The sequence below is a fragment of the Streptomyces macrolidinus genome, assembly GCF_023887685.1.
Classification (GTDB): Bacteria; Actinomycetota; Actinomycetes; order Streptomycetales; family Streptomycetaceae; genus Streptomyces; species Streptomyces macrolidinus.
Map to the genome: position 1 here is coordinate 333,155 of NZ_JAMWMR010000003.1, position 16,733 is coordinate 349,887.

At 72.0% G+C, this 16,733-nt stretch carries 11 protein-coding genes; 9 read left to right on the top strand and 2 right to left on the bottom strand.

Going from position 1 to position 16,733, the window contains the following annotated elements:
* Positions 1–78 precede the first annotated feature (78 nt).
* The 5 genes from NGF19_RS05555 to NGF19_RS05575 all read left to right on the top strand — a co-directional run bounded on the left by NGF19_RS05555 (position 79) and on the right by NGF19_RS05575 (position 7,015).
* Entirely contained in the window at positions 79–2,319 is a 2,241-nt protein-coding gene (locus NGF19_RS05555; RefSeq protein ID WP_252422575.1) for an MMPL family transporter, read from the top strand.
* Positions 2,297–2,863, top strand: coding sequence for a GNAT family N-acetyltransferase (locus NGF19_RS05560; RefSeq protein ID WP_252422577.1), 567 nt, complete (start codon positions 2,297–2,299; stop codon positions 2,861–2,863). Before NGF19_RS05555 ends, NGF19_RS05560 begins: the two co-directional genes overlap by 23 nt.
* Positions 2,864–2,921: 58 nt before the next feature.
* On the top strand, positions 2,922–3,494 hold the full coding sequence (locus tag NGF19_RS05565; RefSeq protein ID WP_252422579.1) for a hypothetical protein: 573 nt from the start codon (positions 2,922–2,924) through the stop codon (positions 3,492–3,494).
* A 166-nt stretch (positions 3,495–3,660) separates the two neighbouring features.
* The gene (locus NGF19_RS05570; RefSeq protein ID WP_252422581.1) at positions 3,661–6,696 is read left to right on the top strand and encodes a helix-turn-helix transcriptional regulator; all 3,036 of its coding nucleotides are present in this window, start codon (positions 3,661–3,663) and stop codon (positions 6,694–6,696) included.
* A 64-nt stretch (positions 6,697–6,760) separates the two neighbouring features.
* Positions 6,761–7,015 carry a DUF6191 domain-containing protein gene (locus tag NGF19_RS05575; protein WP_252422583.1) on the top strand — a complete coding sequence of 85 codons (255 nt, stop codon included), beginning with the start codon at positions 6,761–6,763 and terminating at the stop codon, positions 7,013–7,015.
* An 8-nt stretch (positions 7,016–7,023) separates the two neighbouring features.
* On the opposite strand, the gene NGF19_RS05580 is transcribed toward NGF19_RS05575, so the two are convergent.
* Positions 7,024–8,181 (bottom strand): PQQ-dependent sugar dehydrogenase, encoded by a 1,158-nt coding sequence (locus NGF19_RS05580; protein WP_252422585.1) that lies wholly within the window; start codon positions 8,179–8,181, stop codon positions 7,024–7,026.
* Between the two features lie 118 nt (positions 8,182–8,299).
* Positions 8,300–9,298, bottom strand: a complete 999-nt coding sequence (locus NGF19_RS05585) for an aldo/keto reductase (RefSeq protein WP_252422586.1) — start codon at positions 9,296–9,298, stop codon at positions 8,300–8,302.
* Positions 9,299–9,468: 170 nt separating this feature from the next.
* Between NGF19_RS05585 and NGF19_RS05590 the strand changes: the two genes are divergently transcribed.
* The 4 genes from NGF19_RS05590 (at position 9,469) to ilvN (ending at position 16,688) form a co-directional block, all read left to right on the top strand.
* Complete coding sequence (locus NGF19_RS05590) at positions 9,469–10,410, top strand: 2-hydroxyacid dehydrogenase (RefSeq protein ID WP_252422587.1); 942 nt, start codon at positions 9,469–9,471, stop codon at positions 10,408–10,410.
* 509 nt (positions 10,411–10,919) lie between these two features.
* Positions 10,920–14,000 carry a putative bifunctional diguanylate cyclase/phosphodiesterase gene (locus NGF19_RS05595; RefSeq protein ID WP_252422589.1) on the top strand — a complete coding sequence of 1,027 codons (3,081 nt, stop codon included), beginning with the start codon at positions 10,920–10,922 and terminating at the stop codon, positions 13,998–14,000.
* 294 nt (positions 14,001–14,294) lie between these two features.
* Complete coding sequence (locus NGF19_RS05600) at positions 14,295–16,142, top strand: acetolactate synthase large subunit (RefSeq protein WP_252422591.1); 1,848 nt, start codon at positions 14,295–14,297, stop codon at positions 16,140–16,142.
* Positions 16,143–16,163: 21 nt separating this feature from the next.
* Positions 16,164–16,688, top strand: a complete 525-nt coding sequence (ilvN, locus tag NGF19_RS05605) for an acetolactate synthase small subunit (RefSeq protein WP_252422592.1) — start codon at positions 16,164–16,166, stop codon at positions 16,686–16,688.
* The last annotated feature ends 45 nt before the right edge of the window (positions 16,689–16,733 follow it).

Below are 16,733 nucleotides of genomic sequence, written 5' to 3' on the forward strand. Positions count from 1 at the left end.
TTCTTTGCGAGCCGTTCAGTTCCCTCAGCGTCTGTTCCCGGGCAAAGATCGTCCAACCGTTCCCAGGGAGCGCGTCCCGTGGCAGCCCTCGCACGCTGGTGTATCCGCCACCGCCTCGCGGCGGTCCTGCTCTGGCTGCTCGCCTTCGGCGGAGTCGCCGTCGGCGCGGCGGCCACGGGGACCGCGTACACCAATCACTACGACGTCCCCGGCACCGAGACGGGCCGCGCCGCCGAGCTGCTCCAGAGGGGCTTCCCCGGACACGGCGGCGACAGCGACACCCTCGTCTGGCACACCGCCACCGGCAGCGTGCGCGCGTCCGGCGTCGAGCAGACGATGACCCGCACCCTGGACAGGATCGAGGACCTGCCCGGCATCGCCTCCGTCACCAACCCCTACGCCGGCGACCACGGCGCCCAGATCAGCCGCGACGGCCGCACCGCGTACGCCACGATCACCTTCGACGAGCAGAGCGAGAACATCAGCAAGGGCGAGGCCCAGGCCGTCGTCGACACCGCCCAGGCCGCCGAGAGCGACGAACTGCGGGTCGAACTGGGTGGCAGCGCGATCGCCCTCACCGAGGCGCGCAGCGGGCATCTCGCCGAGGCCGTCGGTGTGGTCGTCGCCGCCGTCGTCCTCTTCCTCGCCTTCGGCTCGCTCGCCGCCTCCCTGCTGCCCATCGCGACCGCGCTGATCGGCGTCGGCACCGCGTACGCCGGTATCGCCCTGCTCGGGCACGCCATGACCGTCGCCGACTTCGCGCCCATGCTGGGCCTGCTGATCGGGCTCGGCGTCGGCATCGACTACGCCCTGTTCATCGTGACCCGGCACCGCCGCAGCCTGAAGCGGGGCGTCCCGGTGACGGAGGCCGCCGTGGGCGCCGTCGCCACCACCGGCCGGGCCGTCGTCTTCGCGGGCGCCACGGTGTGCATCGCGCTCCTCGGCATGCTGATCCTCCGGCTCGGCTTCCTCAACGGTGTCGCGATCGCCGCCTGTCTCACCGTCCTGCTCACCGTCGCGGCCTCCGTGACCCTGCTGCCCGCCCTCCTGTCCTTCATCGGACCCCGCGCCCTCAGCAGGCGCGAGCGGCGCAGACTGGCCGAGAACGGGCCCGAACCGGAGCTGCCGGGAGGGTTCGCCGCCCGCTGGTCCGCGTTCGTCGAGCGCCACCCCAAGAAGCTCGGCGTCCTCGCCATGGCCGTCATGGCCGTCCTCGCGCTGCCCACGCTCTCCCTCCACCTGGGCACCGCCGACCAGGGCAACGGCCCGAAGTCGGCGACCACCCGGCAGGCGTACGACCTCATCGCCGACGGGTTCGGGCCCGGCGTCAACGGCCCGCTCACCCTCGTCACCCGCGTCGGCGGCGCCGAGGACAGGCTCGCGCTCGACCACCTCGACAGCACGCTCGCGGCCACGCGGGGCGTCGCGAGCGTGAGCCCGGTGACCTACAACAGCGGCGGCGACATGGCGCTCCTCACCGTCGTCCCCGACTCCGCCCCGCAGTCCCGGGACACCAGCGAACTCGTGGACCGGCTGCGCACCGAGGTGCTGCCGCGCGCCGAGCAGGGCACCACGCTCGACCTCGCGGTGGGCGGCAGGACCGCGGCCTACGACGACTTCGCGAGCGTGATCGTCGGCAAGCTGCCGCTGTTCGTCGGGGTGGTGATCAGCCTCGGCTGTGTGCTGCTCCTGTTCGCCTTCCGCTCGATCGGCATCCCGCTGAAGGCCGCCGTGATGAACGTCGCGGCCGTCGCCTCCGCCTTCGGCGTGGTCGTCGCGATCTTCCAATGGGGCTGGGGAAGCGAACTGCTGGGCCTCGGCCGGGCCGGGCCCATCGAACCCTTCCTCCCCGTGATCATGGTCTCGGTGCTCTTCGGGCTCTCCATGGACTACCAGGTGTTCCTGGTCAGCCGCATGTACGAGGAGTGGCGGGAGACCGGCGACAACCGGCGCGCCGTACGCGTCGGCCTGGCCGAGACCGGCCGGGTCATCAACTCCGCGGCGGTCATCATGATCTCCGTCTTCCTCGCCTTCGTCCTCAGCGGCGACCGGGTGATCGCCATGTTCGGCATCGCGCTCGCCGCGGCCGTCGCCCTGGACGCCTTCGTCCTGCGGACCCTTCTCGTCCCCGCGCTGATGCATCTGCTCGGCGGCGCCAACTGGTGGCTGCCGTCCTGGCTGGAGCGCCGCCTTCCGCACATCAGCATCGAACCGCCGGAACACCGTGCGACCATGCCCCGGAAGACGGCGCACGAGGACGCGCTCATGGACGCACTGGTGAAGGAGCAGCAGCAGGATGTACGCGATATCCCTGGGTGACGACGGAGCCGAACTGCGTCCCCTGGAGCCCTGGCACGCCGAGGAGTTCCTCGCCCATCTCGACCGCGGGCGCGAGTTCATCAACCAGTACGTCCCGTTCGGGTCCAAGGCCACGGACGTGGCCGGCGCGCGCACCATCCTGCAGTCGTTCGCCGACCGGCGCGCCGCGGACACCGGCTTCCTGCACGGGCTGTGGCTGGACGACAAGCTGGTCGGCGGCGTGCTCTTCCCCCTCTTCGACGCCGAGCACGGCACTTGCGAGATGGGCGTCTGGCTGGAGCCCGCGGCGGCCGGGCGGGGCCTGGTCACGCGCGGCGCGCGGGCGCTCATCGACTGGGCGTTTGACGAGCGCGGCATGCACCGTGTGGAGTGGCAGGCGTCGCCCGCCAACGAACCGAGTGTCAACGTGGCGCGGCGGCTGGGCATGACACGCGAGGGTGTGCTCCGCGAGAGCTTCCCGCATCGTGGCGTACGCCACGACATGGAGGTCTGGTCGGTGCTCGCCCCCGAGTGGCGCGAGGCACGCGCGCGTGCCCGGAAGTGACCGGTAGGTCGGTAGGTCGTTAAGAGACCTCTCAGACAGCGTCCATACGGTGCGAGGCATGGGAACGAAGACAGTAGACGAGGCCGACGCCGCGACCGGCGCCGAGGCGACGACGAACGACGAGAAGACGGCCGAGGCGACGACGAACGACGAGAAGACGGCCGAGGTGACCGAGACCGAGGTGACCGAGACCGAGGACACCGCTGCGAAGGTGGCCGAGGAGACGCCCGACGAGGGGCCGTCCGGGGTCGGCCAGGGAGCCGGGGCGGTCGTCTCCGCCGGGCTCGGCGTGGTCTCCCTCACCGGGAGCTGGGTCTCCACCGTGGCCTCCGCGCGCGAGACGCTGCTGGGCCAGTTGAAGACCTCGACGTCGGCGAGCGTCGGCCAGCAGATCAAGGCGGTGTACGGCGAGGCATGGCACGCCACCGCGCTGTGGGGCGGCGTGTTCGCGCTGGCCGCGCTGATCGTGGGCGTCGTGGTCCTGGCCCGCCCGGCCTTCGGAGCCCCCGGGAAGCCACAGGCCGCCTGGATCAAGTCGGTCGCCTGGGGCGGCGTCTCCCTGGGCGTCATCGGGCTGCTGCTGGCGGTCCTGAAGTACACGGACGTCCTGCTGGGACTACCGTCCGCCTGACCCGAAGCCGAGCCCGAGGGACCCGACGACCCTGAGGGGCCTCAGGACGTTCGTACGACGTACGGAAGCCCTGAGGTCCCTCACGCGTGTCCGAGGCCCCCGCGCGGGCGCGGGCGCGGGTGGCGGGCGGCGCCGTCGTGTCGGACCCTCGTGCGATGCTCGGGGCGTGGCGATCCATACCTTCGTGGGCAAGGTCTGCCCCGTCTTCGTCGGTCGGGCCGAGGAGGCGGGGGCGTTACGCGACGCGCTCGCGCGTGCCGCCGCGGGTACGCCGCAGACCGTGCTCGTCGGGGGTGAGGCCGGGGTCGGCAAGTCCCGGCTGATCGAGGAGTTCACCGCCACGGCCACCCAGGCGGACGCGGTCGTCGCGGTCGGCGGCTGCGTCGAGATCGGCGCCGAGGGCCTGCCCTTCGCCCCGTTCTCCGCCGCCCTGCGTGCCCTGCGCCGCGAACTGCCCGCGGAGACGGCCGAGGCGGCCACCGGCCAGGAGGAGGAACTGGCCCGGCTGCTCCCGGAGTTGGGCGAGCCGCGCCACGCCCCGTGGGACGACGAGGCGGCCCTGGCCCGTCTCTTCGAGCTGACCGCCCGCCTGCTGGAGCGCGTCGCCGCCCACCGCACCGTCGTCCTCGTCCTGGAGGACCTCCACTGGGCCGACGCCTCCACCCGCCATCTCCTCGCCCACCTCGTCCGTACGCTGCGCACCGGCCGCCTGCTCCTTGTCGCCTCGTACCGCACCGACGACCTCCACCGCCGCCACCCCCTGCGCCCCCTCCTCGCCGAACTCGACCGCCTTCGCACGGTCCGCCGTATCGCCCTCGGCCGCTTCGACCGCACCGAGGTCGCGCGCCAGCTCACCGGCATCCTCGCCACCGAACCCGACCCCGCCCGGGTCGAGGAGATCTTCGAACGCTCCGACGGCAACGCCTTCTTCGTGGAGGAGCTGGCGGTCGCCTCGCGCGAGGACCGCCGCGCGGGCCTGCCCGACTCCCTGCGCGACCTCCTCCTCGTCCGCGTCGACCGACTGCCGGAGACCGCCCGCCGCGTCGCCCGGACCGTCGCCGAGGGCGGCTCCACCGTCGAGCACCGCCTCCTCGCGGCCGTCGCCGGGCTCGCCGAGGACGACCTCATCGAGGCCCTGCGCGCCGCCGTCGACGCCCACATCCTGCGCGCCACCCCCGACGGCGACAGCTACCGCTTCCGCCACTCCCTCGTACGCGAGGCGGTCGGCGACGACCTGCTCCCCGGCGAACGCATCCGCCTCGAACGGCGGTACGCGACGGCCCTGGAGGCCGACCCCACGCTGGTACCGGCCGACCAGTACGCCCCCCGGCTGGCCGGATACTGGTACCACGCGCGCGATGCGGCCAAGGCCCTGCCCGCCGTCCTCGACGCCGCCGCGGCGGCCCGCCACCGGCACGCGCACAGTGAGCGACTGCGGCTGCTGGAGCGCGCGATGGAGCTGTGGGACCTCGCGCCCGCGTCCGTACGGGCCGGCCTGCGCCCGTACGGACACGCGCGCGAGACGTATCCGCGCGCCGCGCACGATCCGGCGAGCGAGCGCCTGCGCTACGTCGATCTGCTGGCGGAAGCCGCCGTCGCGGGACGGCTGTGCGGGGAGGCCGAGCACGCGCTGGAGATCACCGGGCGCGCCCTGCGGCTCCTGGACAAGGACTCCGACAGTGAGGACGACCCCCTGCGGGCCGCCTGGTTCTGGGCGCAGCGCGCGCGGCTGATGCGGCACACCGCCCGCGGTGACGGCTGGGCGGAACTCACCACCGCCCAGCGGCTGGTACGCGGACTGCCGCCCTCGACGGTGCACGCCGAGGTCCTCGCCCTCGTCGCCACCTGGTCCACGCGGCACGTCCCCGGCCCCGAGGCATTCTCGGCCGCCGAGCGCGCCGTGGAGTACGCGCGCCTGGTGGGTGCCCGTGACATCGAGCTGAACGCGCGCCTGACCCTGGGCGGGCTGCTCGTGGAGGCGGGCGACATCGGCACCGGGCTCGCGGAGATGTACGCGGTCCAGGAGCGGGCCGAGGCTCTCGGCCATACGCAGGTGACGGGCCGCCTCCATGTGGACCTGCCGGCCCGCCTGGAGGACATCGGCCGCTCCCGGGAAGCCGTCGAGGTGCTCCGCCGGGGCCTCGAACTCGCCCGTGGACTGGGCCTGCTGGACACCGAGGCCCGAGTGCGGGCGCACCTCGGCGTCTCTCTCTTCTCCCTGGGCCGCTGGGACGAGGCCGCCGCTGCCTTCGAGTGTGTCGAGCGTGTCGGGCGGCAGGGTCCGGCCGCGACAGGGCACGCCCGACTCGCCCTCGCGCGAGGCGATGTGACCGAGGCGGAACGACAACTCACCGCCGCGCGCGCGTCGTTCGGTACACGAGCCACCTCGGCGCGGCACCGGCTGCCGCTGGCGCACCTCGCTCTGGGGATCGCGGCCGAGGAGGGCCGCCTCGCCGACGCCCGCGCCGCCCTCCACGACGTACTCGACGAACTCGACGTACCCGGCGAGGGGTTCCCGCCGGGCAGCCGAGCCCACGCCTGGCCACTGCTGCTCGCCGCCGCCACCGCCGAGGCCGACGCCTTCGGGCTGCCCGCCGCCGAGCCGGGCCGCGCCGAGACGCTCGCGCGGATCCGTAAGGCCGCCAAGACCCTCACCACGCACGCACCGGTGTGGCACGCGTACGAGCGCTGGGTCCGCGCCGAGGTGCTCCGCGCCGAGGGCCGTGACGAGCCGCTCGACTGGTCCGAGGTCGTGGCCGCCTTCGAGACCCTGGAGCGCCCGTACGACCTGGCCCGCGCCCGCCACCGCCTCGCCGCGTCCCTGCTGGCGGCGGGCGGCGAGGAGGACGGGTGCGAACGGGCCACGGAGCTGCTGCGGCTGGCCGGTGCGGTGGCCGGACACCTCGGCGCCCGGCCGCTCGCCGACTCGGTCGCCCTGCTCGCGCGCCGGGCCCGCCTTCCGCTGTCGCCCACCGCGCGCCGGGACCCGGCCGAGTCCCTGGGGCTCACCAGCCGCGAACGGGACGTGCTCCGCTTGGTCGCGGCGGGGCACAGCAACAGACAGATAGCCGGGGAGCTGTTCATCTCACCGAAGACGGCCAGCGTCCACGTCTCGAACATCCTGGCCAAGCTGGGCGTCTCGGGCCGAGGAGAGGCGGCGGCACTGGCTCACCGGCTCCAACTCTTCGCCGCCGAGGCGTAGTTACTCACTGTCCCGGCGCAGGGGTGAGGTCTAGGCTGTCAGGATCCGGGCCGAGGGAGGCACCGTGTTCAACCTGTTCGAGGAACTCTTCGCACAGGGCCGCAAACACACCCACGACGAGAAGAGACGCCTGGAGCTGTCCCGGGTGGACGTGACGGACGGCGATCCCGGCCGCGGCCCGATCGACCTGGCCTCGGGCAAGGTACTCGTCCGCCCACCGAAGCCGGATCAGCCGGATCAGCCGGACCGGTCGGACCGGTCGGACCGGACAGATCGGTCGGATCAGGCCGCGGCCGACCCCGAGGCAAGCCCGGACTGAAGCACGCCCTACGACACCTCCACCTCCAGGATCCGGTCGTCCGTCTTCGTCGGATGCCCCCTGCCGTCCGTGTTGCTCGTCGTCAGCCACAGCTTGTCGCCGCCCGCCGGGACCACCGTGCGCAGGCGGCCGTACTTGCCCTTCAGGAACGCTTGCGGCGGCGCGTAGGTCTCGGTGCCCTTCAGGGGGATGCGCCACAGTCGTTCACCGCGCAGGGCCGCCATCCAGATCGAGCCCTCGGCGTAGGCGATACCGCTGGGGGAGGCCTCGGCGGGATGCCACTCGGCGATCGGGTTGTGGTACTTCGGGTCCGACGACTTCCCCTCGGCCTTCGGCCAGCCGTAGTTGTCCCCCGGCTTGATCGCGTTCAGCTCGTCCCAGGTGTCCTCGCCGAACTCCGAGGCGAACAGCCGCTGTTTGTCGTCCCAGGCCAGCCCCTGCACATCGCGGTGGCCGTAGGAGAGGACGGTCGAGTCGGGGAAGGGGTTGCCGGGGGCCGGTTCGCCCTGCGGGGTCATGCGCAGGATCTTGCCGCCGAGCGAGTTCTTGTCCTGGGCCAGATCGCGGTTGCCGGTTTCGCCCGTACCCGCATACAGCATCCCGTCCGGGCCGAACGCGATCCGGCCGCCGTTGTGGATGGCGCCCTTCGGGATGCCTCTGAACACCGTGTTGGGGGCGCCGAGTTGGTCGCCCGGGTCCCGCTTCGGGTCGTACAGCATGCTCACGATGCGGTTGTCGGAGTCCGTCGTCATGTACGCGTAGATCAGATGGTCCGAGCCGTAGTCGGGGGAGAGGGCGAGACCGAGCAGACCGCCCTCGCCCGCGGCGGCGACCCCGGGCACCTCGCCCAGCTCCGTCTTCTTCCCGGACTTCTCGTCGATCCGCGTGATCGTCCCGTCGTCCCGCGAGGAGACCAGCAACCCGCCGCCGGGCAGCGGCGCGAGACCCCACGGCGTGGTGAGATGCTCGGCGACCGTACGCACCACACGGACCGATCCCTTGGCGGGCGGCGTCGCCTCGGGCGGTGTGACGAAGGGCGACCCCGGTGTCGTACCGTGCGGCGTGACACTCGCGCCGCCGCCCGGCCCGCCCTCGCCGCCCGAGCAGCCGACCGCCAGCAGCAGTACGGCGGCGGCCACCACGGCCGCCCCGGCTCGTTGTCGCACGCTCCACGTCCTTTCGCCACGGGGCTTCTTCCCCTGAGTCCACCGCCCGAGTCCCCAGCATCCCCGATCGGGCGGGGGTGATGCGGTACTTGAGCCCCGTGCGGCCGGGGCGGGCTCCTCAGTCCCAGGAACCCTGCGCCGCCGGGAGCCGCGCCAGTTCCGTCAGATCCCGCGGTGTCAGCCGCAGCCCGGCCGCGCCCGCGTTCTCCGTCACCCAGCGCTCCCGCTTGGCACCCGGTATCGGGACCACCTGCGGCCCCTGGGCGAGCACCCAGGCCAGCGCCACCTGGGCCGGGGTGACCTCCTCGCCGTGGCGGCGGGCCACCCGGCGCAGCCCGGCCACGATCGGCTGGTTCGCCGCCATCATCTCGGCCGTGAAGCGGGGATGCCGGGCCCGCAGATCGTCCCGCTCGAAGCCGCCGCCCGGGGTCAGCGTGCCGGTCAGGAACCCGTTGCCGAGCGGCATCGCCGCCAGGAAGCCGACCCCGCGCGCCGCGCACCACGGCAGCAGCGCGTCCAGCGCCTCCGCCGACCACAGCGACAGCTCGGCCTCCACCGCGCTCACCGGGAACACCTGCTGCACCCGCTGCAGTTGCCGCAGCGTGCCGTCGTACAACCGGGCCCCGGTCCGTCGCCCGCCCCGTACGCCCACCGCGCACAGCCCCAGCGCCCGTACCTTGCCCGCCCGCACCAGCTCCGCCATCGCGCCCCAGGTCTCCTCGACCGGGACCTCCGGGTCCGGGCGGTGCAACTGGTAGAGATCGATGACGTCCGTCTGCAGGCGCCGCAGCGAGGCGTCGCAGGCCCGTCTCACATAGCCGGGGCGGCCGTTGGCCACGATGTGCTGGTCACCGACCAGCAGCCCGACCTTGGTCGACACGAACGCCTCGGCGCGCCGCTGCCTCAACACCCGGCCCACCAGCAGCTCGTTGGTGAACGGCCCGTACATGTCGGCCGTGTCGAGCAGCGTCGCCCCCAGATCGAGCGCTCTGTGCACCGTCCGCAGCGACTCCTCGCCCCGTTGCCGGGAACCGGAGTACGCCCAGTTCATCGGCATGCATCCGAGTCCGACGGCCCCCACTTCGAGCGTTGCCGCGCCGATCGTCCTGCGCTCCACCTGGCCGTGCCCTCCCTTTCCTGGCACCCCAAACTAACCAATGCGGCAGCGGAGGACGCCCGGCGCCCCTGCGTGCCCGTCACGCCTCGCGCGAGGGCCGTGAGCAGGCATGTCACAGAGGCCGAAGGCCCCCACGCGGGACATCGGGCACACGCCTTAGCCTCCAGGGCATGAGCGACGACATCTGGCTTCCGTTCCGCACCGACGAGATCGAGGGCCTCCCCGAGGGTCCCACCTACCGCTACTGGGACGGCGCCGAGGAGTACCCCGCCGACCCGGCCGACTGCGTGCTGTACGTCGTGCCCTACATGAAGGGCGCCGAGACCGAGGTGCGCCCCCTGCCCGCGATGCGATCCCTGCGCGTCGTGCAGACCCTCACCGCCGGTGTCGACCACATCCTGCCGAGCCTCCCGCTGCTGCCCGACGGCGTGCTGCTCTGCAACGCACGCGGGGTGCACGACGCCAGCACCGCCGAACTCGCGCTGACGCTGATCCTCTCCTCCCTGCGCGGCATCCCCGACTTCGTACGGGGCCAGGACCGCGAGGAGTGGCGCGAGGGGTTCCGCCCGGCGCTCGCCGACCGGTCCGTCCTCATCGTCGGGTACGGGTCCGTGGGTGCCGCCATCGAAGACCGGCTCGTGCCGTTCGAGCTCGCGCGGGTGGCGCGCGTGGCGCGCCGCGAGCGCGATACGGCGCGCGGTGTTGTGCATCCCATCTCCCGATTGTCGGAACTTCTGCCCGACGCCGATGTCGTGGTCCTCGCCACACCCCTCACCGGCACGACGAAAGGCCTGGTCAACGCGGACTTCCTGGCCCGGATGAAGGACGGCGCGCTGCTCGTCAACGTCGCGCGCGGTGCGGTCGTCGACACCCAGGCGCTGCTTGCGGAGGTGAAGACCGGCCGTATCACGGCGGCACTCGATGTCACCGCCCCCGAACCGCTGCCCGCGGGGCACCCCCTGTGGCATGCGCCGGGTGTGCTCGTCACCCCTCATGTCGGCGGTGCCACATCGGCGTTCGAGCCCCGTGCCAAGCGTCTTCTGGCCGCCCAGGTGAACCGTTTCGTACTGGGGGAACCGATGGAGAACGTGATGGTGAACAGCGGCGCGTGACCGGTGCGGGGGAGGCGGCGGACGGAGAGCCGGGAGGGGTGAACGGGCCGTTCCGGCGCACGATTTCAGCCGCCGCGCCCTCGGGCGCACGCGGTGCCCGACGGCCGTACCACCGGGGTGCGCATCGTCTACGGTTTCGCTCCCGGAACGCTTCGGGCACACTCCGCAGTCCCCCGTACGCGGTAAGTACCCGCACCCTTGCTGATCGTTACGGAGCGTAGAGGGGCTATGTCCCTGAGTGACGAGACTGGTGTATCGTCCCGACAGGGGATGCGCCGCGCAGGTTCGGCGCCGGGGACGGAACTTTGAGACATGTGAGGGGGGCGACGGGCGATGTACGGCCTATCGACGAACGATCCGAAGCGGCGTGACCGCGAGCGGCGACCCTGGCAAGCGGTGGCCCGCGGAGACGGTCACGGCGATCACAACCGCGGAGACGGTCACGGCGGTCACAACCCACCCCGCCGGGACCGGTGGCACCCGGTGGCATCTCGGCTCGGGAGGATCCGGTGAGCTCCCTCGGAGCACTGCCGGCCCGCCGCCCGGTCCCGGGCGGCCCCACGCGCCTGGTTCCGCAACTCGCCCTGGTCCTGGTGTGCGCGACCTACGCCGTGGGCTCCGCGCTCGGCTGGGGCTCCCGGCGACTCGCGCTGTTCATGGGTGACTTCGGGCTGAGCGTCGCGGCGGGTATCGCGGCGGTCTCGTGTTTCATCTACGCCCGTAGCACGCGCAGCCGCTTCCGCCCCGCCTGGCTGCTGTTCGCGCTCTCCTCCGCCATGGCGACGCTGGGCAACGCCGTCTGGGGCTGGTACGAGGTCGTCCTCCAGGACCCCGTCCCCTCGCCCAGCTACGCCGACCTCTTCTTCCTCTGCTTCGCTCCACCGGCCATCGTAGGACTGCTCGTGCTCGCCAAAAGGCCTGTCAGCAAGGCGGGTTGGGTCTGCCTCGGGCTCGACGCATGGCTGATCGGCGGCTCGCTGCTCACGCTGTCGTGGAGCCTCGCGCTCGCCCAGGCGGCCAAGTTCGACGGACCGAGCGTCGCGCACACCGCGCTCTCGCTCGCCTACCCGCTCCTGGACATCGCCCTGATCAGCATGGTTCTCGCGTTGCACTTCCGGGGCTCGGCGGTCCACCGCTCGGCGGTCAACACCGCCATCGGCGCGCTCGCCCTGACCGTGATGTGCGACGCCCTGTTCACCTCACCGCTGCTGCACAGCAGTTACCGCTCGGGCCAGTTGCTGGACGCGGGCTGGTTCTCCGGCTCGCTGCTCCTGGCCTACGCCCCCTGGCTCGGCTCCCGGTACCGGCTGCCGAGCCCCGACGGCCACGCCCGCCCGCCCCACGGCCAGGTGCCGGGCCAGCGGCAGACGGCCGACGGGCGGACGGGCCGCCAGGACGGGCACCCGCACACACGCCCGCACCCGCTCACCCGAGGCCGGGACCACGGCTCCTCCCGGCAGCCGGACCCCGGCCCCGCGCGCGAGCCGGGCCACGCGCCGCCGAAGGAGGCGGGACTCCCGCAGGACCTCGGCCGCGAGTGGTACGCGGCCACGGGCGCGCGCCCGATCGCCGGGTGTTCGCTGGCCGCGCTCACGCCCTACCTGGCCGCCGCCGTCTGCACCCTGGGGATCCTCTACAACGTCCTCAACGGCCAGAGCATCGACCGCGTGGTGCTCATCACCGCGGGCGCCGTGGTGCTCGCGCTCGTCGTCCGCCAGGGCATCATGCTGCTCGACAACATCACCCTCACCCGGGAACTGGCGCAGAAGGAGAACCACTTCCGCTCCCTGGTGCAGGGCTCCAGCGACGTCATCATGATCGCCGCGCCCGACGGCACCCTCAACTACGTCTCCCCGGCCGCCGCCGGCGTCTACGGACGCTCCGCCGAGGAACTGGTCGGCACCGAACTCGCCGCGCTCATCCACCCGGAGGACCTGGGCTGCGTGGTGCACGAAGTACGCCGCTTCCTCGCCGCCGGCCACGCCGAGGAACCCACCACGCGCATCGAGTGCCGCTTCAGGTCGGGCCGCGGCGGCTGGCTCAACGTCGAGTCCACGGTCAACCGCCACCACGGCGGACTGATCCTCAACAGCCGGGACGTGACCGAGAGAGTGCGCCTCCAGGCACAGCTCCAACACAGCGCCGAGCACGACCCGCTCACGGACCTGCCCAACCGCGCCCTGTTCACCAAGCGGGTCCAGCAGGCCCTCTCCGGCCGCCGCTCCTCCGACCGCGGCGCCGCCCTGCGCAACACCGCGGTGCTCTTCCTCGACCTCGACGGCTTCAAGGCCGTCAACGACACCATCGGCCACCACGCGGGCGACGAACTGCTCGTCCAGGCCGCCCGCAGACTCCAGGAAGCGCTGCGGCAGGGCGACACGGCCGCCCGTCTGGGCGGCGACGAGTTCGCGGCCCTGATCGTCGGCGACGGCACGCACGACCGCACCGCGCGCGAACGCCACATCCTCGAACTCGCCGACCGGCTCCGCGTCACGCTCTCCCAGCCGTACGACATCGACGGCAACGACGTCCGGGTGGCCGCGTCCATCGGAGTGGCCTTCTCCGAGCCGGGCCAGGGCGCCGGTGAACTGCTGCGCAACGCCGACCTCGCCATGTACCGCGCCAAGGCGGGCGGCAAGAACCGCGTCGAGCTGTACGCGCCCCAGATGCAGCAGGACGTGGCGCGCAGGACCGAGCCGGGCGCGCGGCTGCGCGCGGCGCTGCGGGACGGCGAGTTCGTGCTGGTGCATCAGCCCGTGGTGTCGCTGGACGACGGCCGGATCGCCTCGGTCGGCGCCCAGGCGCGCTGGCGCTCCTCCCAGGGAGTGCTCTTCACACCCGCCGAGTTCCTGCGCGTCTCCGAGGACAGCGACAAGGCCGCCGAACTGGGCCGCTGGACGCTGGAGGAGGCCGTCGAGCAGGCCGCCCGGCGCACCGCGGCCGGGCTCGCCGTGCCCGTCGCCGTGAGCATGAGCGCCCGGCGGCTGCTCGACCGTTCCCTGCCCCTCGGCTCCGTGGAGGCCCTCCTCGCCCGGCACGGCCTGGCCTCGGGGGCGCTGACGATCGAGCTGTCGGGCATCGACCCGCGCGTCTGCCTGGACGACCTGGAGCGCAGGCTCGGCGCCCTGCGCAGGATCGGCGTCCGGATCGCTCTCGACGGCTTCGGCAGCGGCTACGCGGCCATCACGGCGCTGCGCAGTCTCCCCGTCGACGCCCTGAAGATCGACCGCGAGCTGGTCGAGGGCGTCGTCGAGTCCGCCCGGCTGCACAAGATCACCAGCGGCCTGCTGCGGATCGCATCGGACCTGGGGCTCGAATCGGTCGCCGACGGAGTGGACCTGCCCGAGCAGGTCGCCGCGCTGCGCGCGATGGGCTGTACGCACGGCCAGGGCATGGCCTTCTCCGGGCCGCTGGACGAACACCTGCTGCGCCGGGAGCTGGCCGCCGGCCGCTATCCGGTGCCGCACGGCCCGGCGGAGCCGGTCCTCGCAGGCGGGGGAGTGGAGGTGTACACCGGAAGCGTGCCCGCTGTTTTCGGAGGTGGAACGGGATTGCGCTCACATAATGAGACGTCCGTCCCACCTGCTTGACAGTGACGGTGCGGCGGCGAGAGGGTCAGTGCCATGCGCACCCGAATTCTCGTACTTGGACAGCGCGTCGGCTGAGCTGGACGGCACCGGAATGCAACCGGAATCCCAGCGACCACACCCGACGCGCTCCCCTCGCTTGCCTCCCGGCACGAGGGGTTTTTTGTTGCACAAGCACCAGTCGAACCCCGTACAAACCTCGCAAAGCTCCTCAGCGAGAACCCCCAGTAGAACCCCCAGTAGAACCCTCAGCAGAACCCCTCAGCAAGAACCCTCAGCATCGAGAAGAGAATGCCGATGACCGAGCAGGCCACCGGGGCCCCTCACCCGCAGCCCCGGCCCCGTAACGGAGGACACCAGTCCGCGCCCGAGCACGTCACGGGCGCGCAGTCCCTCATCCGCTCGCTCGAGGAGGTCGGCGCCGACACCGTATTCGGCATTCCGGGCGGTGCGATCCTGCCCGCGTACGACCCGCTGATGGACTCCACCCGGGTGCGCCACGTGCTGGTGCGGCACGAGCAGGGCGCGGGCCACGCGGCCACCGGATACGCGCAGGCCACCGGCAAGGTCGGCGTCTGCATGGCGACCTCGGGCCCCGGCGCCACCAACCTGGTGACCCCGATCGCCGACGCCCACATGGACTCGGTGCCGCTGGTCGCCATCACCGGCCAGGTCGCCTCCCGGGCGATCGGCACCGACGCCTTCCAGGAAGCGGACATCGTCGGCATCACCATGCCGGTGACCAAGCACAACTTCCTGGTGACCCGCGCCGAGGACATCCCGCGGACGATCGCGGAGGCCTTCCACATCGCCTCCACCGGCCGCCCCGGACCGGTCCTGGTCGACATCGCCAAGGACGCCCTCCAGGCCCGCACCACCTTCAGTTGGCCGCCGGCCACGGACCTGCCCGGCTACCGCCCGGTGACCAAGCCGCACGCCAAGCAGATCCGCGAGGCCGCCAAGCTGATCACCGCCGCCCGGCGCCCCGTCTTCTACGTCGGCGGCGGCGTCCTGAAGGCACAGGCCACCGCCGAGCTGAAGGTCCTCGCCGAACTCACCGGAGCGCCCGTCACCACCACCCTGATGGCGCTCGGCGCGTTCCCCGACAGCCACCCGCTGCACGTGGGAATGCCGGGCATGCACGGTGCGGTCACCGCCGTCACCGCGCTGCAGAAGGCCGACCTGATCGTCGCCCTCGGAGCCCGCTTCGACGACCGCGTCACGGGCAAGCTCGACAGCTTCGCCCCGTACGCCAAGATCGTCCACGCCGATATCGACCCCGCCGAGATCGGCAAGAACCGCGCCGCCGACGTGCCGATCGTCGGTGACGCCCGCGAGGTCATCGCCGACCTCGTCCAGGCCGTCCAGAAGGAGCACAGCGAGGGCCACCGCGGCGACTACACCGCCTGGTGGCGCGACCTGGACCGCTGGCGCGAGACCTACCCGCTCGGCTACGACCAGCCCGAGGACGGCACGCTCTCCCCGCAGCAGGTCATCGAGCGCCTCGGGCAACTCGCGCCCGAGGGTACGATCTTCGCCGCGGGTGTCGGCCAGCACCAGATGTGGGCCGCGCACTTCATCCAGTACGACAAGCCCGCCACCTGGCTGAACTCCGGCGGCGCCGGGACCATGGGCTACTCGGTCCCCGCCGCCATGGGCGCCAAGGCCGGACGTCCCGACCGGACCGTCTGGGCCATCGACGGCGACGGCTGCTTCCAGATGACCAATCAGGAACTGACCACCTGCGCCCTGAACAACATCCCGATCAAGGTCGCCATCATCAACAACGGCGCCCTCGGCATGGTCCGCCAGTGGCAGACCCTCTTCTACAACCAGCGCTACTCCAACACGGTCCTGCACTCGGGCCCGGACGACGTCAACCCGCAGGCACGCGGCACCCGCGTCCCCGACTTCGTGAAGCTGTCGGAGGCCATGGGCTGTTACGCGATCCGCTGCGAGTCCCCGGACGACCTCGACAAGGCCATCGAAGAGGCGAACTCCATCAACGACCGGCCGGTCGTCATCGACTTCATCGTCCACCAGGACGCCATGGTCTGGCCGATGGTCGCCGCCGGAACCTCCAATGACGAGATCATGGCCGCCCGGGACCTGCGTCCCGACTTCGGCGACAACGAAGACGACTGACAGAGAGCCGAGTTGAGAACCATGTCCAAGCACACCCTCTCCGTCCTCGTCGAGAACACGCCCGGCACCCTCACCCGGATCGCCGGACTGTTCTCCCGCCGCGGCTTCAACATCGACTCGCTCGCCGTCGGCACCACCGAGCACCCCGACATCTCCCGCATCACCATCGTCGTGAGCGTCGAGGAATTCCCGCTCGAACAGGTCACCAAGCAGCTCAACAAGCTCGTCAACGTCCTGAAGATCGTCGAACTGGAACCGGCGTCCGCCGTGCACCGCGAACTCGTTCTGGTGAAGGTGCGCGCCGACAACGACACGCGCTCCCAAGTCGTCGAGATCGTCCAGTTGTTCCGCGCCAAGACCGTCGACGTCTCCCCGGAGGCCGTCACCATCGAGGCCACCGGCTCCAGCGACAAGCTGGAGGCCATGCTGAAGATGCTGGAGCCGTTCGGCATCAAGGAGCTGGTCCAGTCCGGCACGATCGCGATCGGCCGCGGCGCCCGCTCGATCACCGACCGCTCACTGCGCGCGCTCGACCGTTCCGCCTAGAAACGCCCGTTCCACCCCGGAACACACCCGGCAGTTCCCCTGCCT

Bases quoted from the DNA above. Each gene is read 5' to 3' on its own strand.
- NGF19_RS05560 (WP_252422577.1), top strand. From the start codon at position 2,297: ATGTACGCGATATCCCTGGGTGACGACGGAGCCGAACTGCGTCCCCTG.
- NGF19_RS05565 (WP_252422579.1), top strand. From the start codon at position 2,922: ATGGGAACGAAGACAGTAGACGAGGCCGACGCCGCGACCGGCGCCGAG.
- NGF19_RS05590 (WP_252422587.1), top strand. From the start codon at position 9,469: ATGAGCGACGACATCTGGCTTCCGTTCCGCACCGACGAGATCGAGGGC.
- NGF19_RS05600 (WP_252422591.1), top strand. From the start codon at position 14,295: ATGACCGAGCAGGCCACCGGGGCCCCTCACCCGCAGCCCCGGCCCCGT.
- ilvN (WP_252422592.1), top strand. From the start codon at position 16,164: ATGTCCAAGCACACCCTCTCCGTCCTCGTCGAGAACACGCCCGGCACC.